Origin of the sequence: Azorhizobium caulinodans ORS 571 (assembly GCF_000010525.1) — a bacterium.
GTDB lineage: Bacteria > Pseudomonadota > Alphaproteobacteria > Rhizobiales > Xanthobacteraceae > Azorhizobium > Azorhizobium caulinodans.
This window is the reverse complement of sequence record NC_009937.1, coordinates 4,895,729-4,916,234: the sequence shown is the minus strand read 5'-3', so window position 1 is coordinate 4,916,234 and position 20,506 is coordinate 4,895,729. Positions and strand designations below refer to the sequence as shown.

20 protein-coding genes are annotated in these 20,506 nt (G+C 68.8%); 12 read left to right on the top strand and 8 right to left on the bottom strand.

Features of this window, described 5'->3' with window-relative positions:
- Window positions 1-111: 111 nt before the first annotated feature.
- From lptF to AZC_RS22150, 7 genes are all read left to right on the top strand, one after another.
- Window positions 112-1,275 carry an LPS export ABC transporter permease LptF gene (lptF, locus tag AZC_RS22180; protein WP_012172845.1) on the top strand — a complete coding sequence of 388 codons (1,164 nt, stop codon included), beginning with the start codon at window positions 112-114 and terminating at the stop codon, window positions 1,273-1,275.
- A gap of 6 nt (window positions 1,276-1,281) precedes the next feature.
- Window positions 1,282-2,373 carry an LPS export ABC transporter permease LptG gene (gene lptG, locus AZC_RS22175; protein WP_012172844.1) on the top strand — a complete coding sequence of 364 codons (1,092 nt, stop codon included), beginning with the start codon at window positions 1,282-1,284 and terminating at the stop codon, window positions 2,371-2,373.
- Between the two features lie 116 nt (window positions 2,374-2,489).
- On the top strand, window positions 2,490-4,847 hold the full coding sequence (locus AZC_RS22170; RefSeq protein WP_244421755.1) for an LPS-assembly protein LptD: 2,358 nt from the start codon (window positions 2,490-2,492) through the stop codon (window positions 4,845-4,847).
- Between the two features lie 160 nt (window positions 4,848-5,007).
- Window positions 5,008-5,916, top strand: coding sequence for a peptidylprolyl isomerase (locus AZC_RS22165; protein ID WP_012172842.1), 909 nt, complete (start codon window positions 5,008-5,010; stop codon window positions 5,914-5,916).
- Window positions 5,916-6,923, top strand: a complete 1,008-nt coding sequence (gene pdxA / locus AZC_RS22160) for a 4-hydroxythreonine-4-phosphate dehydrogenase PdxA (protein ID WP_012172841.1) — start codon at window positions 5,916-5,918, stop codon at window positions 6,921-6,923. The genes AZC_RS22165 and pdxA overlap by 1 nt, the downstream gene beginning before the upstream one ends.
- A gap of 84 nt (window positions 6,924-7,007) precedes the next feature.
- Window positions 7,008-7,883, top strand: coding sequence for a 16S rRNA (adenine(1518)-N(6)/adenine(1519)-N(6))-dimethyltransferase RsmA (rsmA, locus tag AZC_RS22155; RefSeq protein ID WP_012172840.1), 876 nt, complete (start codon window positions 7,008-7,010; stop codon window positions 7,881-7,883).
- A 56-nt stretch (window positions 7,884-7,939) separates the two neighbouring features.
- Window positions 7,940-9,166: a histidine-type phosphatase gene (locus tag AZC_RS22150; RefSeq protein WP_012172839.1), complete on the top strand. Its 1,227-nt coding sequence runs from the start codon at window positions 7,940-7,942 to the stop codon at window positions 9,164-9,166.
- 37 nt (window positions 9,167-9,203) lie between these two features.
- On the opposite strand, the gene gmk is transcribed toward AZC_RS22150, so the two are convergent.
- The 7 genes from gmk to fabD all read right to left on the bottom strand — a co-directional run bounded on the left by gmk (window position 9,204) and on the right by fabD (window position 15,869).
- A complete protein-coding gene (gene gmk, locus AZC_RS22145; protein WP_012172838.1) occupies window positions 9,204-9,890 on the bottom strand; it encodes a guanylate kinase in 687 nt (228 codons plus the stop codon).
- 11 nt (window positions 9,891-9,901) lie between these two features.
- A complete protein-coding gene (locus AZC_RS22140) occupies window positions 9,902-10,789 on the bottom strand; it encodes a YicC/YloC family endoribonuclease (RefSeq protein ID WP_012172837.1) in 888 nt (295 codons plus the stop codon).
- A gap of 54 nt (window positions 10,790-10,843) precedes the next feature.
- The gene (gene mltG / locus AZC_RS22135) at window positions 10,844-12,043 is read right to left on the bottom strand and encodes an endolytic transglycosylase MltG (protein ID WP_012172836.1); all 1,200 of its coding nucleotides are present in this window, start codon (window positions 12,041-12,043) and stop codon (window positions 10,844-10,846) included.
- A 157-nt stretch (window positions 12,044-12,200) separates the two neighbouring features.
- Window positions 12,201-13,463, bottom strand: coding sequence for a beta-ketoacyl-ACP synthase II (fabF, locus tag AZC_RS22130; RefSeq protein WP_012172835.1), 1,263 nt, complete (start codon window positions 13,461-13,463; stop codon window positions 12,201-12,203).
- A gap of 76 nt (window positions 13,464-13,539) precedes the next feature.
- Complete coding sequence (locus AZC_RS22125; protein ID WP_012172834.1) at window positions 13,540-13,776, bottom strand: acyl carrier protein; 237 nt, start codon at window positions 13,774-13,776, stop codon at window positions 13,540-13,542.
- A 345-nt stretch (window positions 13,777-14,121) separates the two neighbouring features.
- On the bottom strand, window positions 14,122-14,859 hold the full coding sequence (fabG, locus tag AZC_RS22120) for a 3-oxoacyl-[acyl-carrier-protein] reductase (RefSeq protein ID WP_012172833.1): 738 nt from the start codon (window positions 14,857-14,859) through the stop codon (window positions 14,122-14,124).
- Window positions 14,860-14,912: 53 nt separating this feature from the next.
- Window positions 14,913-15,869, bottom strand: coding sequence for an ACP S-malonyltransferase (fabD, locus tag AZC_RS22115; protein WP_012172832.1), 957 nt, complete (start codon window positions 15,867-15,869; stop codon window positions 14,913-14,915).
- 192 nt (window positions 15,870-16,061) lie between these two features.
- On the opposite strand from fabD, the gene AZC_RS22110 reads away from it, so the two are divergent.
- Both AZC_RS22110 and AZC_RS22105 read left to right on the top strand, forming a co-directional pair.
- On the top strand, window positions 16,062-16,457 hold the full coding sequence (locus AZC_RS22110) for an MbcA/ParS/Xre antitoxin family protein (protein ID WP_081434080.1): 396 nt from the start codon (window positions 16,062-16,064) through the stop codon (window positions 16,455-16,457).
- Window positions 16,417-17,184: an RES family NAD+ phosphorylase gene (locus AZC_RS22105; RefSeq protein WP_043879737.1), complete on the top strand. Its 768-nt coding sequence runs from the start codon at window positions 16,417-16,419 to the stop codon at window positions 17,182-17,184. Before AZC_RS22110 ends, AZC_RS22105 begins: the two co-directional genes overlap by 41 nt.
- 1 nt (window position 17,185) lies before the next feature.
- Here the strand turns inward: AZC_RS22105 and AZC_RS22100 are convergent, their stop codons facing one another.
- Window positions 17,186-18,226, bottom strand: a complete 1,041-nt coding sequence (locus AZC_RS22100) for a hypothetical protein (RefSeq protein ID WP_043879736.1) — start codon at window positions 18,224-18,226, stop codon at window positions 17,186-17,188.
- 426 nt (window positions 18,227-18,652) lie between these two features.
- On the opposite strand from AZC_RS22100, the gene rpsF reads away from it, so the two are divergent.
- The 3 genes from rpsF (at window position 18,653) to AZC_RS22085 (ending at window position 20,463) form a co-directional block, all read left to right on the top strand.
- Window positions 18,653-19,105, top strand: coding sequence for a 30S ribosomal protein S6 (rpsF, locus tag AZC_RS22095; protein WP_012172828.1), 453 nt, complete (start codon window positions 18,653-18,655; stop codon window positions 19,103-19,105).
- Window positions 19,105-19,362, top strand: a complete 258-nt coding sequence (gene rpsR / locus AZC_RS22090; protein WP_012172827.1) for a 30S ribosomal protein S18 — start codon at window positions 19,105-19,107, stop codon at window positions 19,360-19,362. The genes rpsF and rpsR overlap by 1 nt, the downstream gene beginning before the upstream one ends.
- A 144-nt stretch (window positions 19,363-19,506) precedes the next feature.
- The gene (locus tag AZC_RS22085; RefSeq protein ID WP_012172826.1) at window positions 19,507-20,463 is read left to right on the top strand and encodes a DUF2232 domain-containing protein; all 957 of its coding nucleotides are present in this window, start codon (window positions 19,507-19,509) and stop codon (window positions 20,461-20,463) included.
- Window positions 20,464-20,506 lie beyond the last annotated feature (43 nt).

The following is a 20,506-nucleotide window of genomic DNA, read 5'->3' as shown; positions in this document are numbered from 1 at the left end:
TGGAGGTAGTATGCGGGCTGGGTTTGCACGAAGCCCGGCTTGCCGCTATCTGTTTGCGCGGTTTCCAAAGTGCGCGTCGGGGCGGCGAGTGCGCACAAGGCGCGGGTCTTGATGGGCCGTCTCGATCGTTACATCTTTTCCACTTCGGCTGTGGCCTTCGTCGGCGTCACGCTCGTACTCACGGGCATGATCTGGGCGACGCAGGCGTTGCGCCAGCTCGACCTCGTGACGAGCCAGGGCCAGACGATCCTTGCCTTCCTCGCCATCACCTCGCTGACCCTGCCGACGCTGATCATGGTCATCGCCCCGGCGGCGCTGTTCATCGCGACGTCCTACACGCTGCTCAAGCTCAACGGCGACAGCGAGATCGTGGTCATGGCGGCGGCCGGCATGAGCCCGTGGCGCGTCCTGCGCTCGCTGATGCTGCTGGCGGTGCTGGCCTCGGTCTTCTGCTCGGCCCTCTCCATCCACATCGTGCCGGCCAGCCTGCGGTCCTTCCGCGATCAGGTGTCGCGGGTGCGCGCGGACGTGGTGTCCTTCGTCGCCCAGCCCGGCCGTTTCGTGAATCTGGCGCCCGGCCTCGTCTTCCATGTGCGCGACAGGGCGAAGAACGGCGTCATGAGCGGCGTCTTCATCAATGACGCCCGCGAGAAGGAAGTCTCTACCTATGTGGCCGACCGCGGCCAGATCGTGGAGGCGGACAACGGCATCTTCCTCGTCCTGGAAAACGGCTCCATCCACCGCCGCGTGCCGGGTGCCGCCAGCAACGGCTCGGTGGTCGAATTCCAGCGCTATGCCTTCGACCTCTCGGCCCTGACGCCGGGCGGCAGCCAGAGCGGGGCGGACATCCGCCCCAACGAGCGGTCCTTCGCCTATATCTCGAACCCGCCCAAGGATGATCCCTACATGATCGTCCAGCCGGGCCGGTTCCGGGAGGAGTACCACAAGCGCCTGTCCGCCGGCCTCTATCCGCTGGCCTTCTTCGCCATCGCCGCCGCCGCCATGGCCCGCCCGCGCACCACGCGCGAGAGCCGGGGCCTCGCGCTTGCGGCCATCGTGCCCATCATGACGGCACTCCAGATCGCCAATTTCGCCGTCGCCGGCCAGCTGCGCACCGCCGCCTGGGCGGTGCCGGCCATCTATCTCATTCCGCTCCTCACCATCATCGTCTCGGCGCTGGTGCTGCAGGGCTGGATCACCTTCACCCTGCCGGCCCCGGTGGCGCGCGTGATGCACGCGCTCTCCACGCGGGTGACCCGCCTTTCGGCCTCGTGAGGCGGCATGATCGGCAGGACGCTCGGCTTCTATTTCGCACGGCGCTTCTTCGCGTCCGTGACGATGATCTTCTTCTCCTGCGTCGGCCTCATCATGCTGGTCGACTTTCTGGAGATGGCGCGCCGCACCGCCGACCGTGACACGGTCTCGGCGGTCACCGTCGCATTGCTCACCATCTACCGCACGCCGGCCTTCACGGAGCAGCTGCTGCCCTTCGCGGTGCTGTTCGGCGGCATGGCCACCTTCGTCACCCTCTCGCGCAAGCTGGAGCTGGTGGTGGCGCGCGCGGTCGGCCTCTCGGTCTGGCAGTTCACCTCGCCGGCCCTGCTGGTGGCCTTCCTCATCGGCGTCTTCGCGACCTGCGTGTTCAATCCCGTCTCCGCCGACTTCAAGGAGCGGGCGAACCGCATGGAGGCGGAGATCTTCAACACCGCCTCGGGCGTGTTCACGCAGGGCACCTCTGGCTTCTGGATCCGCCAGCAGAGCGTGGACGGGCAGGCGATCATCCAGGCGGCGGCCTCCCAGCAGGGCGGGCGGCAACTCACGGGCGTGACGGTCTTCGAGTTCGACCGGAACGGGAAGCTGACCGACCGCGTCGAGGCCAAGAGCGCGATCCTGGGCGACGGCTACTGGACGATGAAGGAGGCGCGGGTGCTGGTGCCGGGCTCCGACCAGCAGACCTTCGAGACCTACCTGCTCGCCACCAAGCTCGATCCCAAGCAGATCCAGGAGTCGCTGGTCTCCCCCGAAACCGTGTCCTTTTGGCAACTGCCCGACGCCATCAGCAATGCCGAGCAGTCGGGCTTCGGTGCGGCGAGATACCGCCTTCAGCTTCAGAGTCTTTTGGCCCGGCCGTTCTTGCTGGTGGCCATGGTGTTAATAGCCGCTGTGGTTGGCTTAAGGGTGTTTCGCTTCGGCGGTGTAGGACAAACGATTCTCGGTGGCGTGCTCGCGGGGTTTCTGCTTTATCTGGGAACCAAGCTCGCCGAGGATCTTGGTGACGCTGGTGTTGTGCATCCCATTGCTGCTGCATGGTTTCCCGCACTCGCCGGCATTTTCATGGGGGTATTGATCCTGTTGCACCGGGAGGACGGATGACGGTCGGGTCGAGCCCCTTTCAGGCCTTGGCCGTGATGGGCCCGCGCAGTGTGCTGCGCGGGATGGGGACGGCGTTTGTCGCCGGCCTCCTCCTTCTGGGAGCATCCGCCGGTGCCGTGACGCCTGCCCGTGCCCAGTCCGGGCCGGCCGGTCTTGGCGTCGCCACGCCCAAGACCGATCCCAACGCCAAGATGCTCGTGACCGCCGACCAGCTGGTCTACGACTACAAGAACGATACCGTCTCCGCCGTCGGCAACGTGCAGATGTACTATGACGGCTCGTCCGTCGAGGCGAAGCGCGTCACCTACAACCGCAAGACCAACAAGGTCATCGCGGAGGGCAACGTCCGTCTGAAGCAGAAGGACGGCAAGATCGTCACGGCCGAGAATCTCGAGCTGTCGCAGGACTATTCCGAAGGCTTCATCAACAGCCTCAGGGTGGACACGCCCGACAAGACCCATTTCGCCGCCACCCGCGCCGACCGCGCGGAGGGCAACATCACCGTCTTCCAGAATGGCGTCTACACGGCCTGCGAGCCGTGCAAGGACACGCCGCAGAAGCCGCCCCTGTGGCAGATCAAGGCTGCGCGGATCATCCATAACGAAGACGAGAAGATGATCTATTACCAGGATGCGACGATGGAGTTCTTCGGAATGCCCATCGCGTATTTCCCGTATTTCTCGTCGCCCGATCCGACGGTGAAGCGCAAGACCGGCTTCCTGTTCCCGGAATTCTACAGCTCCGGCAACACCGGCTATGGCGTCTCCGTGCCCTTCTTCTGGAACATCGCGCCTGATCGGGACGTGACGTTCGACCCCATGTTCTTCAGCAAGCAGGGCGTCCTGCTGCGCGGCGAATGGCGCCAGCGCCTGGAGAACGGCTCCTACAGCCTGCGCGCCGCCGGCATCGACCAGCTCGACAAGGGCACGTTCGTCTCCAACGGCACGCCGCTGCCGGGCTATCGCGACCAGCGCGGCATGGTGGAAAGCCATGGCCAGTTCGCGCTGAACAACTACTGGACCTTCGGCTGGGACGGCACCGTCGTCTCTGACCGCATGTTCCTGCGCGACTACGGCTTCGTGTCCTCGGACATCATCGATCGCACCTCGCAGGTCTATTTGCAGGGGCAGGGCGACCGCAGCTACTTCGACCTGCGCGGCCTCTACTTCCTCGGCATGGCCACCACGGACAACCAGAACAAGCTGCCCGTGGTGGGCAACCTCGATTACAACTACGTCTTCGGCAAGCCCGTGCTCGGCGGCGAGGCCGGCGTCAACGTGAACTTCACCACGCTGTCGCGGGATCAGGCGGACTTCATCTCCACCAATGCGCTCACCGCCAATGCCGCCAACATCGGCGTGCTGGGCGGCTCGTGCGCCCTCAGCAACCCCAACCCGACGCAGTGCCTGCTGCGCGGCGCGCCGGGCGACTACACCCGCCTTTCGGCTGAGCTGTACTGGAAGCGCACGCTGGTCGACAGCGCCGGCCAGATGTGGACGCCGTTTGCGCAGATGCGCGTGGACGTGGCCCAAGCCAACGTATCGGCCCTGCCCACCAGCTATTCCAGCGGCCCGACCCTGCCGGGGCAGAATCCGCTGCAGTCGGGTGACGAGAGCCTGATCCGCGCCATGCCGGTGATCGGCCTCGATTACCGCTATCCCTTCATCTCGGTGCAGAGCTGGGGCACGCAGACGATCGAGCCGCGCGTGCAGCTCATCGCCCGTCCCAACGAGACCGGGATCGGCAAGCTGCCGAACGAGGATGCGCAGAGCCTGGTGTTCGACGACACCAACCTGTTCTCCATCAACAAATACTCGGGCTATGACCGGGTGGAAGGCGGCGGCCGCGCCAATGTGGGCGTGTCCTACACGGCGGCCCTCAATCAGGGCGGCGTGATCACCGCGCTCGTCGGCCAGTCCTACCACCTGTTCGGCCTGAACTCGTACGCCCAGGGCGACATGGCGAACACCGGCCTGCAGTCGGGTCTCGACACCAACGTGTCCGACTACATCGCCCGCTTCAGCTACTCGCCGACCGACAAGTTCGAGGTCATCAGCCGCTTCCGCTTCGCCGAGGACAATGCGTCCCTGCAGCGGTTCGAGCTGGAAGGCCGCACCCAGATCGACAAGCTCGGCATCAACGTCATCTATGGACGTTATGCGCCGCAGCCGCTGCTCGGCTATTATGAGGAGCGCGAGGGTGTCTTCACCTCAGCCTCCTACAAGCTGAGCGAGAACTGGAGCCTGAACGGCGCCGTGCGCTACAACATCGCCCAGTCGGCGTTCGACTACACCCAGCTCGGCGTCTCCTACATGGACGACTGCTTCACGCTGGCCCTGAACTACATCTCCGACTACACGGTGAACGGCACCACCAACTCGTCCAACAACAGCATCCTGCTGCGCATCGGCCTCAGGACGCTGGGTGAGACGAATATCAAGTCGGGCCTTGGCAGTTCCTCCAGCTCCAATTAGTGAAGACCGGTCGGCGGGTTGAGATCACACCCGCTTGAGGCTTCCGCCCCGTGGCGCCGTCACGGGGTAGTGGCCCCATTGCCGCCACAGGCGCAGGCAAGATGAACGCACGTCCATTCCGACGACCGTTGCGGTGGTCGGGGCCTGACCGGGATGAACGATGACCTCTGCTTTTCGACGCTTCCTGCTCGTTTGCGCGCTCGCTTTGCCGGTGCTCGCTCCCGGTGTCGCGCTGGCGCAGGTGCTGGTGATGGTGTCCGGCCAGCCGATCACGTCCAATGACGTCGCCCAGCGCATGAAGCTGCACCAGCTCATTGAGAACAAGTCGCCGCCGCAGAAGCAGGTGCTCGAAGAGCTGATCGACGAGAAGATCAAGGTGCTCCAGGCCGCCCGCTTCTCCATCGAGGCGGACGAGGACGACGTGAACCGGATGTTCTCGAACATCGCCGAGCGCTCGGGCCGCACCGCAGATCAGCTCACCGCGAGCTTTGCCCAGTCGGGCCTCAAGGTTCAGACCTTCAAGGACAAGCTGCGCGCCGACTATGTGTGGGGCCAGTATGTCCGCGCCCGCGCCCCGGTGGTGAACATCCGCGATTCGGACGTGATCGCCGCCCTCAACAAGCAGGGCAATGCGGACGCCTTCACCGCCACCGAATATGTGTTGCGCCCCATCATCCTGGTGGTGGGCGGCGGCAGCAATGCCTACGGCTCCCGCCTCGCCGAGGCCAATGCGCTGCGCGCCAAGTTCAATGGCTGCGATGCCGGCCTCCAGATGATCAAGGGCATGAAGGAGACGGTGGTGCGCTCGCCCATCAACCGCCTTTCTTCCGAGATCCCCGAGAAGATGCGTGCCGTCCTCGACAAGACCGAGGTTGGCCGCCTGACGCCGCCGGAAGTGTCCCAGTCGGGTGTCGAGACCTTCGCCGTGTGCGAGAAACGCACCGTGAAGGGCGAGAGCTCGAAGAAGCGCGACATCAAGGACGAGCTCTCCAACGCGCAGTTCCAGGAGCAGTCGAAGCGCATGATGGCCGAGCTGCGCAAGACCATGCTCATCCAGTACATGCGCTGATGACCGCGGCGCTCGCGCTCAGCCTCGGCGAGCCCGCCGGCATCGGGCCGGACGTGGTGCTCGCCGCTTGGCGGGCGCGCGAGGCAGCGGGCCTGCCTGCCTTCTTCGTGGTGGGTGATCCCGCCTGTCTGGCCGCGCGGGCGCGGCTTCTCGGCCTTTCCGTCCCCATCGAGATCGTCGAGCCCGGCACGGCCGCATCCGCCTTTCGCGAGGCGCTGCCGGTGGTGCCGGCAGGCCCCCGTGCCACCGCCGAGCCGGGGCGACCGGATGGGACCAGCGCCCGCGCCGTGGTGGAGAGCCTCGATCGGGCTGTCGATCTCGTGCAGGCGGGCGCGGCGGCGGGCCTCGTGACCGCTCCCCTTGCCAAGGCCGTGGTCTATGAAGCCGGCTTCCGCTTTCCTGGCCATACCGAATATCTCGCCGCCCGCTGCACGCCGCCCGGCGGGCCGGCGCCGCGCCCGGTCATGATGATCTGGTCGCAGGCCCTCGCGGTGGTGCCGGCCACCATCCACATTCCGCTTGCCCAGGTGCCCGCCGCCGTCACCGCCGACCTGCTGGTGGAGACCGGCCGTATCGTCGCCCGCGACATGGTGCGCCGCTTCGGTCTGCCGCGCCCGCGTCTCGCCTTCGCCGGCCTCAATCCCCATGCGGGGGAGGCGGGGACCATCGGGCGCGAGGACGAGGCGGTGGTGCGCCCTGCCATCGAGCGGCTGCGCGCCGAGGGCATCGAGGCGACCGGGCCGTTCCCCGCCGACACGCTGTTCCATGCCGAGGCGCGGGAAGCCTATGACGTGGTGATCGGCATGTATCACGATCAGGTGCTGATCCCGGCCAAGACGCTGGCCTTCCATGATGGCGTGAACGCCACGCTTGGCCTGCCGCTGGTGCGCACCTCGCCCGATCACGGCACCGCCTTCGCCATCGCCGGGACCGGCCGGGCCAACCCGTCGAGCCTCATGGCGGCGCTGCGGCTCGCGCGCCGCTTCGCGGATGCCGACGCCGCCTGAGGGCGTGCAACCGCAGATCGCGATTCCCTCCGGCCGGATCGTGCTCTAAGACACGGCCTCCTTCCTCTCAGGAGTTCCGGTCCCTTGAGCGCCATCGACGATCTGCCTCCGCTGCGCGAGGTCATCCGCGCGCACGGCCTTTCGGCGCAGAAGTCGCTGGGCCAGAACTTCCTGCTCGATCTCAACCTCACCGCCCGCATCGCGCGGGGCTCCGGCCCGTTGGAAGGCGCGACGGTGGTGGAGGTCGGCCCCGGTCCCGGCGGCCTCACCCGCGCGCTTCTGGCCTTGGGTGCCCGCAAGGTCATCGCCATCGAGCGGGACCACCGCTGCATCGCGGCCCTCAACGAGATCGCCGCCGCCTATCCGGGCAGGCTGGAGATCATCGAGGGCGACGCGCTGAAGGTGGATGTGCGCCCCCATCTCGACGGCGCCGAGGCGCGGGTGGTGGCGAACCTGCCCTACAATGTGGGCACGCAGCTTCTGGTGGGCTGGCTTTCCACGGATCCCTGGCCGCCGTGGTTCTCATCGCTGACGCTCATGTTCCAGCGCGAGGTGGCCGAGCGCATCGTCGCGGGGCCGGACAGCAAGGCCTATGGGCGCCTTGCCGTGCTCACCGGCTGGCGGGCGCAGGCGCGCATCCTGTTCGATGTGGCGCCCTCGGCCTTCGTGCCGCCGCCCAAGGTCACGTCCTCGGTCATCCATGTGGTGCCGCGTGCGGAGCCGGTGCCCTGTGCCCTGCGGGATCTGGAGCGGGTGACAGAGGCGGCCTTCGGCCAGCGCCGCAAGATGCTGCGCCAGTCGCTGAAATCTCTGGGCGTCGATCCGCTGGCCCTGCTCTCGGAGACGGGCATCGACGAGACGGCGCGGGCGGAGGAGATCGATGTCGCCGGTTTCCTCGCCCTCGCCAATGCCTTCGGGCGTGCGCGCGGCGGCGGAACCGGGGATGCGGCGGGGGCGTGACTTGCCCGCGCAATCTTCCGGCAGTGTAGTGTCCTACCGCTGACCGGAGCCCCTGCATGCGTCGCCCATTGCTCTCACTCGCCGTCAAATCAGCAGCCCTTGCCGGCGTCTTCTGCCTGGCGAGCCTGCCGGCGCTGGCGGACATGGTGCTGGAGCGGGTGGTTCTGGTGCAGCGCCACGGCGTGCGCGCGCCCACCCAGTCGCCGGAGGCGCTGGCGAGCTGGACCGCGCGGCAATGGCCGTCCTGGCCGGTGGGGCGGGGCGAACTGACCCCGCGTGGCGCGCAGGTGGTTGGCCTGATGGCGGATGGCATTCGCGCCGGCTATGTGGCGCAGGGCCTCCTGCCGGCCACCGGCTGCCCCGGCGACAGCCTTGTCATCTGGGCGGACGGCGCCGACGAGCGGACCCGCGACAGCGGGCGCATGCTGGCGGACCGTCTGGCGCCCGGCTGCGCCGCGCCGCTGGGCCACGGCCCCGATGGCCAGAAGGACAAGGTGTTCGACTCCACCGGCGGCGCCTGCCGGCTGGAGGACAAGGCCGCCCGGAAGGCGGTTGCCGCCTTCACCGGCAACAAGGGCATCATGGACCCCGCCGCTGCCGAGGCGATCCGGCGCGTATGGTCCATCCTGAAGCCCGGCGAGGCTCCCGGCCCCTCCAGCTTCAAGGTGACGCCGGGCGGCATCACCATCAGCGGCGCGCTCTCGGTGGCGGCGCAGGTCTCCGAAATCTTCCTGCTCCAGTATGCCGAAAACATGCCCGTGGCGGATGTGGGCTGGGGCGCGGCTGCCGATCCGGCGGTCCTCGCCGTGCTGCTGCCGGCTCGCGACCGGCTGGCGGACCTGTCCCGCCGTCTGCCCTATCTGGCGCGCCGGCAGGGCGCGGCCATGGCCCGTATCATGCTGGCGACACTCGCCGGCGAGACCCGCGCCGCCGCACCCGCCATCGGGCCGGGCGTGAAGATGCTCGCCTTCGCCGGGCATGATGACGACATTTCCAATATGGCCGGCATCTTTGGCGTGAACTGGAGCCTGCCACGGCAGCCGGACACGGCGCCGCCGGCCGCTGCCTTTGCGCTGGAGCGCTGGCGCGACACCACGACGGGCGCAGTTCTGGTGGGCGCCACCGTCTGGTATGCGGAACTGGAGGGTATGCGGGCGCTCGATCCCGCGCGGGTGCGCAGCCTCAAGGTGCCGCTGCCCGGATGCGGCCAGAGCGGCCTCTGCCCGTTCGATGCGCTGCGCGCGCAGGCCCTGAAGGACATTCCCGCTGCGTGCGGCGGCTGAGCCGGACGAGAGGCGGGGCGGCGCCCCGCCGCCCCCCTCAGAGCGCGTCGCGCAGGCCCTTCACGAAGCCGGCGAGGCCGGTGAGGCGGCGGCGCTTCAGGCGCTCGGCCTGGAGGATGGCCTTCAGCTTGGCGAGGCTGTCCTCCACGTCCTGATTGATCAGGATGTAGTCATATTCGGTGAAGTGGCTGATCTCGTCCGACGCCTTGGACATGCGCTGGCGCACCACGTCGTCCGTGTCCTGCGCGCGCGTGCGCAGGCGCTTCTCCAGATCCTCGGCGGTCGGCGGCAGGAGAAACACCTTCACCAGATCCTGCTCGGCACTCTGGTCGAGCTGCTGGGTGCCCTGCCAGTCGATGTCGAAGAGCACGTCGCGGCCGGCGCTGAGGGCATCCTCCACCGCCTGGCGGGGCGTGCCGTAGAGATTGCTGAACACGGTCGCATGCTCCAGCAGCGCGCCGGTGTCGCGCAATTCCTCGAACCGCTCCTTCGAGACGAAGAAATAGTCCTTGCCGTCCACCTCGCCCGGACGGGGCGCGCGGGTCGTCACCGACACCGACATGGTGATGCGGTCGTCCTCGGCCAGCAAGCGGCGGGAGAGGGTGGTCTTGCCCGCGCCGGAGGGCGAGGAGAGCACCAGCATGAGGCCGCGGCGGGCGAGGCCGGAGCGGGAGCCCGGCTTCCAGCCCGGCAGCGAGAAATGGGACGTGGCGGGAGCAGCCATGCGGGAGGTCTTTATTCCACGTTTGCGATCTGCTCGCGGAACTGATCCACCAGAAGCTTCAGGTCAAGCCCGATCTGCGTCAGGGCCACCGCATTGGACTTGGAGCACAGCGTATTGGCCTCGCGGTTGAACTCCTGCGCGAGGAAATCGAGGCGGCGACCCACCGGCCCGCCTTGCGTCAGCAGCTCGCGGGCGGCGGCGATATGGGCGGTGAGGCGGTCGAGTTCCTCCCGCACGTCCGCCTTGGTGGCCAGCAGCACCGCCTCCTGATGGAGCCGCTCGGGATCAAGGCCAGCATGGGCCTCCGAGAGTGCGCGCACCTGATCGGCCAGACGTGCCTTGATGGCCTCAAGCTGGCGCTCGGGCAGGCTCTCGGCGGCGGCGACGAGCCGCGCGATGCCGTCGAGGCGGTCCATGAGAATGGCTCTGAGCGCCGCCCCTTCCGCGATCCGCATGCGGCCGAGGTCCGCCAACGCGTCCTCGAAGCCGGCGAGGGCATCCCGTGTGACGGCCGCGCGGTCCTCGTCCGAGAGATCGGCTTCCACCACTTCGACGATGCCGCGCACGGCGAGCAGGGCATCGAGCGTGGGCGGAGCGGCGCCGAGCACGGCGGCGGCCTCCTTGAGGGCGGTGTAGAGGGTACGCAGGGCCGGCTGGTTCAGCGACACCGCCGCCGTCTCGCCCTCGCGGGCGAGCGTGAGCGTGCCGGAGACGGAACCGCGCGAGAGCGCCTTGGTGGCGGCGGCACGGGCGCCGGCATCGAGGGCATCGAAGCCGCCCGGCAGGCGCAGGCGCAGGTCGAGGCCCTTGGAATTGACCGAGCGCACCTCCCAGGTCCAGCGCCACGCGCCGGTGAGGCCGTGGGTGCGGGCAAAGCCGGTCATGCTGGCGAGGGACATGGGGAAGACTTTCTCGAAACGACGATGCCGGCAGAGCCGGCATCGGAACAGGTGTCAGTTGGCGGGCTTGGGCGCGCTTGTCCCGGTGCCGCGCTGCGGGGTCGCGGGCGCGGCCTCCGGTGCCGGCGTGCCGGCGCCGTTCGCGGGAGCGGGCGCCGACGTGCCCGAGGAGGGGGCGGCCGTCGGGGTCGCGGCGGCGGGAGGCTGGGCCGCCGCCTTGGCCTTCATCTCCGCCTCGATCTCGCGCCAGCGGGCCACGTTGCGATTGTGCTGCTCCAGCGTCTCCGCAAAGACGTGTCCGCCGGTGCCGTCGGCGACGAAATAGAGGTCCTTGGTCTTGGCCGGATTGGCCACGGCCACCAGCGAGGCCTTGCCCGGATTGCCGATGGGGCCGGGCGGCAGGCCGTCGATGGCATAGGTGTTGTAGGGCGTGGGCGTCGAGATGTCGGTGCGGCTGATGGGCCGGCCGAGCGTGCCCTTGCCGCCGACGATGCCGTAGATGATCGTCGGGTCCGACTGGAGCTTCATCTTCTTCGTCAGGCGGTTGATGAAGACCGCCGCCACGCGCGGGCGCTCGTCGGCCTTGGAGGTCTCCTTCTCCACGATGGAGGCGAGGATGATCAACTCTTCCGGCGACTTGAGCGGCAGGTCCGGCGCGCGCTTGGCCCAGAGGTCCGCCACCAGCTTCTGCTGGTCGGCACTCATGCGCTTGAGGACTTCCTGCCGGGTCATGCCGCGCACGATGGCATAGGTCTCGGGCAGCAGCGTGCCTTCCAGCGGCACGCGGGGTGTGCCGGTGAGGAGCGGATTGTCGTTGAGGCGGTCCACCACCTGCTGGCTGGTGAGGCCCTCGGGAACGGTGATCTGGTGCTGGACCACATGGCCCGCGACCATCGTGTCCACCACGTCGGCCATGGTCACGCCGGGCTTGAAGGCGTATTCGCCGGCATGGAGCGACTCGCCCCGGTGGGTGAACTGGTGGCCGGCGATGAAGACCATCCAGTTGCGGATGATGCCTTCGCGTTCCAGCAGGTCGGCGATGTCGCGCAGGCCGGAGCCGCGCGGGACGACCACGTTCTTCTCGGTGGCGAGCGGCCCGGCCTCGTTATAGGCGCGCTGGCCGTACCAGCCGACGAGCCCGCCGCCCACGGTGAGGAAGAGAAGCAGGGTGAAAACGGCGCTGCCGACGACGACGGCGGGGTGGTTGGCCCCCCGGGACCGCCTCTTCTTCGGCTTCTGCTCGGGCTGCTCCATGGCGGATGCTCCTCGAAAGTGGCGGGGTCCGCTGAAATTCGCGGGGCAGCCGGCAGTCCCGCAAGGTCACGCGGAGGCCGACACAGTGCCGGAGGCTAGCGCTAATTATGGCGACATGGCGTCCCGGCACCGCGAAGGGTGCGGGGACGCCGGAGGCTCAGGCCGCGTAGCGGCGCAGGACCAGCGAGGCGTTGGTCCCGCCGAAGCCGAAGGAGTTGGAAAGGGCCACGTCGATCTTGCGGGCGCGCGGCTTGAGCGGCACCAGATCGATCGGGGTCTCCACTGACGGATTTTCGAGGTTCAGCGTCGGCGGCGCGATCTGGTCGCGGATGGCGAGGATGGAGAAGATCGCCTCCACCGCACCGGCAGCGCCCAGAAGATGGCCGATGGACGACTTGGTGGACGACATGGAGACGTTGGCCGCCGCATTGCCCAGCAGCCGCTCCACCGCCTTCAGCTCGATCTCGTCCGCCATGGTCGAGGTGCCGTGGGCGTTGATGTAGTCCACCTCGCCCGGCGAGATGCCGGCCCGCTTCAGCGCCGCCGTCATGCAGCGGAAGGCGCCGTCGCCGTCCGGGGTCGGGGCGGTGATGTGGAAGGCGTCGCCCGAGAGGCCGTAGCCGATGACCTCGGCATAGATCTTCGCGCCGCGGGCCTTGGCGTGCTCCAGTTCCTCGAGCACCACGATGCCGGCGCCCTCGCCCATGAGGAAGCCGTCGCGGTCGCGGTCATAGGGACGCGAGGCGCGGGTGGGCTCGTCATTGAAGGCGGTGACCAGCGCCTTGCAGGCGGCGAAGCCGGCGAGCGCGAGGCGGTTCACGGGTGATTCGGTGCCGCCGGCGACCATCACGTCCGCGTCGCCGAAGGCGATCAGGCGGGCAGCATCACCGATGGCGTGGGAGCCGGTGGAGCAGGCGGTGACCACGGCATGGTTCGGGCCCTTGAGGCCGTGCTCGATGGACACGTATCCGCCGGCGAGATTGATGAGGCGGCCGGGAATGAAGAAGGGGGAGACGCGGCGCGGCCCCTTTTCCTTGAGGGTCAGCGCGGTATCCGCAATGCCCTCGATGCCGCCGATGCCGGAGCCGATCAGCACGCCGCTGGCGATCTGATCCTCATAGGCCGTGGGATGCCAGTCGGCATCGTCCAGAGCCTGCTTGGCGGCAGCCATGGCATAGACGATGAACTCGTCGACCTTGCGCTGCTCCTTGGGCTCCATCCACTGGTCGGGATTGTAGCTGCCGTCGCTGCCGTCCCCGCGCGGAATAACCGCCGCAATCTTGCAGGGGAGATCGGACACGTCGAAAGTGTCGACGCGCTTGGCGCCGCTTTCGCCGGCGAGCAGCCGCCGCCAGGTCGGCTCGACACCGCATCCGAGCGGCGTCACCATGCCGAGGCCCGTGACGACAACACGTCTCATGTGGACAACTCCGGTACCGTCATGACAACGGCCGCGGACACGCGGTGCCGCGGCCGTGCTGTCGAAAAGGCCAGGCTCAGCCGGCGTTCTTTTCCAGGAACTTGATGGCGTCGCCCACCGTCAGGATGGTCTCGGCCGCGTCGTCCGGGATCTCGGTGTTGAAGGCCTCTTCGAAGGCCATCACGAGTTCCACGGTGTCGAGGCTGTCGGCGCCGAGATCGTCGATGAAGCTGGCGTTCTCAGTCACCTTCTCGGGCTCAACCCCGAGATGCTCCGCGACAATCTTCTTCACCCGCTCGGCGATGTCACTCATCGATGCACCCTCGTTGTCTGAAATAAAATGGCCATCCGGCAGCAGCAGTTCGGCGTGATACCGCTCAGCCGCCGCTCCCGGCCCACCCACGCGATGCGAGAAACCCGCGCAACTGGGCCGTTTCTTGAGAGATCCAATCCACCGCTCGGACCGGTTCGAGCGGCTCGTTAACATACTTCCCGAGCCATTGCCAGCAGGCCGACCCTGCGGCCAAACCCTTGGAAACGGCGGAACCCCGCCCCATGACCGGAGGCGGAGATGCCCGGGCATCCGCCGTCCGAAACGCCCATGGGCGGGCGGGCCTCACACGGGCGCAGCGGGCCTGTGCCCGGCGCGCCCCGTGGCTCAGATCATCGCCATGCCGCCGTTCACGTGCAAGGTCTGGCCCGTCACGTAGGCGGCTTCATCCGACGCCAGATAGACGCAGGCGGCCGCGATGTCCTCCGGCGTGCCGAGACGGGCGGCCGGAACGGACTTCAGGATGGCCTCGCGCTGCTTGTCGTTGAGCGCGTCGGTCATGGGGGTGGCGATGAAGCCGGGGGCGATGCAGTTCACGGTCACGCCGCGGCTCGCCACTTCCTGGGCGAGGGCCTTGGACATGCCGATCATGCCCGCCTTGGCGGCGGCATAGTTGCCCTGGCCCGCATTGCCGGTGACGCCGACGATGGAGGTGATGGAGATGATGCGGCCGGTGCGCCGGCGCATCATGGCGCGCACCGCCGCCCGCGACAGGCGGAAGGCGGAGGTGAGGTTCACGTTGAGAACCTGCTCCCACGCCTCGTCGGTGAGGCGCATGAAGATGTTGTCGCGGGTGATGCCGGCGTTGTTGACGAGGATGTCCACGACGCCCATCGCCGCTTCCGCGTCCGGCACCAGCTTCTCCACCTCCTCGGCGACGCCGAGGTTGCAGGGCAGAACGTGCACCCGGTCCTTCAGCTCGCCGGCCAGCGCGTCGAGCGCCTCGCGGCGGGTGCCGGAGATGGCGACCGTCGCGCCCTGGGCATGGAGGGCCTTGGCGATGGCGCCGCCGAGACCGCCGGTGGCGCCGGTGACGAGGGCCGTCTTGCCGCTCAGATCGAACATGGATCGTCCTTCGGATAACGCAGCGCCGGGGGCGGCGCCGCGGGAATGGGGCTTCAGGCCGCCGGGGCGGCCTTGGTGGCGATGAAGGCGGCGACGTCCTCGGGCGTGCCGACCGCCGACACCTGGATCTCCTTGGCGATGCGGCGCACGAGGCCGGAGAGCACCTTGCCGGCGCCCACCTCGACCGCGCGGCTGACGCCGGCGCCGGCCATATACACCACCGATTCGCGCCAGCGCACCGTGCCTGTCACCTGCTCCACGAGGAGGCGCACTATCTCGGCCGGGTCCGTCACAGGCGAAGCGCGCACGTTGGAGATGACCGGCACCACGGGGGCCTTCACCTCCACCTCGGCGAGCGCGGCGGCCATCGCCTCCGCCGCCGGCTCCATCAGGCGGCAATGGAAGGGCGCCGATACGGGCAGAAGGATGGCGCGGGAGGCGCCCTTGGCCTTGGCAATCTCGATGGCGCGCTCCACGGCCTTCAGGCTGCCGGAAACCACCACCTGTCCACCGGCATTGTCATTGGCGGCTTCGCAGACGTCGTCACCGGCGGCCTCGGCGGCGACCGCGACCGCCTGCTCGTAATCAAGGCCGAGCAGCGCGGCCATGGCGCCGGCGCCGGCGGGCACCGCGTCCTGCATGGCGCGGCCACGGATGCGCAGCAGGCGGGCGGCGTCGGAGATGGTGAAGGTGCCGGCGGCCGCCAGCGCCGAATATTCGCCCAGCGAATGGCCGGCCACGAAGGCGGCGTCGCGGGCAAGGTTCAGGCCCGCCTCGGCTTCCAGCACGCGCAGGGCGGCGAGGGAGGTGGCCATGAGGGCGGGCTGGGCATTGGCGGTGAGGGTCAGCTCGTCCGCCGGGCCTTCCCACATGATGCGGGTGAGGTGTTCGCCAAGTGCCGCATCCACTTCGGTGAAGACGTCGCGGGCGGCGGCGAAGTTTTCGGCCAGCGCCTTGCCCATGCCGACGGCCTGGCTGCCCTGTCCGGGGAAGATGAAGGCTGTGCTCATGGGACGCTCCCTGCCGCTTTAAATTTGGCGGCGCAGAGACACCGCGCGGGGGGCGAAGTCAAGGACGAAGCCAAGCGTTTGCGGGCTCTTGCGCTGCATCATGGCTGCGCGCGCGGCGCAGACGTGGCCTCATATGAAAGAAGATGTTATCATTCTTTCTCAGGAAATGGCGGAGACCGCACGTTTATGCCGATGTCCCACCCACGGATGCATGCCCGTCCCGGTGCGGAGGGGCGACCTGACGCCGGGGCTGTCGTCACCAAGGCCGTGGTGCGTGCCGCCGACGCGCTGGGGCTCACCGCCAAGCGGCTCGGCGAGGTGATTGGCGTCTCGGAGGCCACCGTCTCGCGCATGCGCAAAGCCGGGCATGTGCTGGAGGCCGGCGGCAAGCCCTTTGAACTGGCGGTGCTTTTCGTCCGTCTGTTCCGGGGGCTCGATGCCATCGTCGGTGGCGATGCCCCCGCCGCCCGCGCCTGGATGCAGGCGGAGAATGCCGCGCTCGGTGCCGTGCCGGCCGAGCGCATCCGCACCGTGACCGGACTTCTCGATGTCATCGCCTATCTGGACGCCCGCCGCGCTCGCGTCTGAGGCGCAGCCCTATGAGGGGCGCGTCTGGCGGCTGGTGGAGGCGCAGCACCGCGTCTCGACCCTCAAGCTTGTGGATACGCTGGACGAGCAGGCCCTGCTGGAAGAGCTGATCGAGGAGACCAAGCCGCTGCTGCCGCCCGAATGCACGCGGCTGCCCTATCTTCTCGCTTCGCCCTTCCGCTATGCGCCGCCCTATCCGCACGGCTCCCGCTTCCGCCGGGCCGGGCGCACGCCGGGCGTCTATTATGCCGCCGAGACGCCGCAGACGGCGGTGGCGGAAATGGCCTTCTACCGGCTGCTGTTCTTCGCCGAGTCGCCCGGCACGCCCTGGCCTCGCAATGCCGCCGACTACACCGCCTTCGCCACGGGCCTTGCCACCGACCGCGCGCTCGATCTCACCGCCCCGCCGCTGGAGCGGGACGGCGCCGCCTGGACGCACCTGACCGATTATGAGGCCTGCCAGACGCTGGCGGAGGCGGCGCGGGAGGCGGGGCTTCTGCTGCTGCGCTATGCCTCGGCGCGCGACCCGGCGGGCGGGCGCAACGTCGCGGCGCTCTCCTGCACGGCGTTTGCGGATGGGCGCATCGGCGAGCGGCAGACCTGGCGGCTGCGCCTCTCGCCCTCGGGCGTGCAGGCGATCTGCGATTTTCCCGATCTGCGGCTGGACTTCCCGCCAGCCGTCTTCAGCGCCGACCCCCGCCTGTCGACGCTGCGCTGGCGGCGATGACTCAGCGGTAGCCGCTCATGTCCTGTCCCATCCAGCGGCCCAGATTGTCCGGGCAGAAACGGACGAACAGGAAGGCGTCGCTGCGCTGGGAGGGATAGATCTCCATGTAGCGGCAGGGTGGTGGCCCGCTGCGCAGGCGGGCCCGGACCACATCTCCGCTCGGGCGGTCCTCGATGACCGGCGTCTCGTTCGGCTGGGTATCGAGCGCATGCACGAGAATCGCGAGCGTCCGCCCGTCCAGCCAGCGCACCTGCTGGATCACGCTGGTCGGCACGCCCATGCGCTGGGCCGGCGGCAGGTTGGAGCGCGGCGGCTGCATGGGGATGGAGGCGGGCGGGCGTCCGCCGTTCCACGGATAGGGACCGTTCTGCGGCGGTGGCGCGGCCTGTGCCTGCTGCTGGGGCGGGGCCGGCATCAGGCCCTGCGGCTGCGGGGCGACCTGAAGCGGCGCGCCGCCCGCATCGGCGGTGACGGGATCGGGAACCTGCGGCCGCGGCACGGGCAGGGGCGCATTGTCGGCGAGTGCGGGCTCCGCCGGTGCGGTCTGCGGCTGGGCGGTCTGCGTCTGCGCGGCGCCGGGCGGCGCGCTCGGCTCAGGCGGCGGAATGGGTGTGGGCTTGGGCGCATCGGCCAGCGCCTGTGCGGTGGACTGCGCCGCCGCCGGGGGCTGGGCGGGCGTGGCCGGCGCGGCGGCCGTGGCCTTGGGCGGCTGCGGCGCGGCAGGTCCCGGCGGACGATCCGAGGTGCGGAAGATGAGCGTCCACGCGATGCCGACCAGGATCAGCGCCGCAGTGCCGGCAATGACATTGAACAGGAACAGCGCGGAGCCGCGTCGGCGCGGCTCGACCGGATCGGCGAGGCGTTCCTCGGCGGAGGCCTTGAGATCGGCGGCCGCGCTGGCACCGGCGGAGGCCTTCAGGTCTTCGGCGGCGGAGCAGAAGGGGCAGGGGCCCGGCTCGTGATAATGGCCGTTCGGGCAGCGCACGAGGCTGACCGCGTCGGTATTGGCTCTGGGCTCTGGCACGTTCATGGCTGTCGCCATCTGGCTCCTGATCCTTCCCGTCCTGCCACGAAACACCACCGGCATGGAAGCGAACCTTCGGCCCATCCACCCCGTGGGCGGAGTACCTTCGGCTCGGGCTTGTTTCTTCTCCCCGTTCGTGGCCCGTTTGAGGCCCAAAGCGGGAGCGCTTGGGGCGCGGCCCCGGTTTCTTTGGGCCGGTGGCCCCGCGCGAATCAGGGGTGCGGCCCGCCCGCGACCCTTGCCTTTGGGCCAGAAGCTGCTATACGCCCCGCTTCCGTTGCCCCGGCCGGGGGCTGAACGGACGGTCTTTCTCGTTCTCAGGAACGGGGAGGGCAGGGCCGAAAGGTCCGTCGTCCCGTGTTCCCGCCTTCCGAGCAAGCGAGCCTTTCCCAAGGTTCGAAAGGGCTTGGCGCCGGGGGCGGAGCAACAGAAAGGCACAGACACATGTCGCTCTATGAGCACGTGTTCCTCGTTCGCCAGGACGTTACGGCGCAACAGGTCGAGGAACTGGCCGCCCGTTTCAAGGGCGTGATCGAAGCGAACGGAGGCACTGTCTCCAAGGTCGAAGCGTGGGGCGTGAAGTCCCTGACCTATCGCATCAAGAAGAACCGCAAGGCCCACTTCACCCTCTTCAACATCGACGCCCCGGCGGCGGCGGTGCAGGAGATGGAGCGTCAGATGGGCATCGATGAGGACGTTCTGCGCTTCCTCACCATCCGCGTCGACGAGCTGGAGGAAGGCCCGTCCGCCATGCTCCAGAAGCGTGACCGCGATGACCGTGGCGAGCGCGGCGAGCGTGGCTTCGGTGGTGGTGGTTTCGGCGGTGGCCGTGACCGCGAGGATCGCCCGCGCCGTGGGCGCGACCGTGAGGAAGCCGCGACCGAGGAGACCTTCTGATGGCGTTCGCTCAAGCTGGTGGTGGCGGCGGTCAGCGCCGTCCGTTCTTCCGTCGTCGCAAGACCTGCCCGTTCTCCGGCCCGAATGCGCCGAAGATCGACTACAAGGACGTACGTCTCCTGCAGCGCTACATCTCCGAGCGCGGCAAGATCGTCCCGAGCCGCATCACGGCGGTGTCCGCCAAGAAGCAGCGCGAGCTGTCGGCCGCCATCAAGCGCGCCCGCTTCCTCGGCCTGCTGCCCTTCGTGATCCGCTGAGCCTTTCAAGGTCAGCCTGACATTCGGCCCGCCCTCCCGAGGGCGGGCCATTTTCTGAGAGACGCGCCGCCGGGATCGGCCCTGCGGCGTCTGCTGGGGTGGACGGTGATCCTCCCCTAACCGCGTGGCGGGACAGCAAGTCGGATGGGATTTCTTCTGCTCATAGGCATCGCAGCGGGCCTTGCGTCCGCACTTCTCGTCGCCGGCGTGGCGTCGGGATCGATGCTGGCCGTCCCGCTGTTCTACCTCGCGCCTCTGCCGCTGATGGTGAGCGGGCTCGCCTTCTCCCACATCTCCGCCGCCATCGGCGTTGCGGCTGCCGCCATCGGCCTCGGCCTGCTCTACGGCACCACCTTCCTCATCGCCTATCTCATGGGCATCGGCATTCCCGCCTGGGCGCTCGCCTATTGCGCGCTGCTGGCGCGGCCGGACCCGGCCGCCCGCGACGGCATGGTGTGGTTTCCCATCGGCGGGGTGATGGTGGTGGGCGCGGGCTTCGCCACGCTCAGCGTCACCGTGGCGCTGTTTTCCATGTCCGGCGATTACGAGACCTACCGTCGCGCCATCGCCGCCGCCTTCCAGGCCTTCGTGGCCGCGCAGGGCGCTGCCGGCGGCAGCGGCATGTCCAATGCGGCGGCCGTGGCCGAGACGGTCGCGATCATCCTGCCGCCCACCGCCGCCACCCTCATGCTGGCGACGCAGCTCGGCTGCCTCTATCTCGCCGGCCGCACCGCCCGCGTCTCCGGCCGGCTGAACCGGCCCTGGCCGGACCTCGCGGCGCTCCGCCTGCCGGGCCTCACCCCCATCGTGCTGGCGGTCCTCGTGGCGCTCGCCATGACGCCGGGCCTGATGGGCCTGTGCGCGGCGGCGGGGGCTGCGGCGCTCATCGTCTGCTACACGGCGAGCGGCTTTGCGGTGCTGCACTTCCTGACCCGGGGCCGCGCGGCGCGCCCCTTCCTGCTTGCCGGGGCGTGGGTGATGACCCTCGCCCTCGGCTGGCCGGCGCTGGTGATGGCGCTCGTCGGGGTTGCCGACGCGCTGTTCGACCTGCGCCGGCGGATCGGCACCGGCGGCGCGCCGCCGGCGGCCAACGATCGCTGAACTTCGTGAACCCGAAAATCCTGAAATCGAACCTGAGAACCGA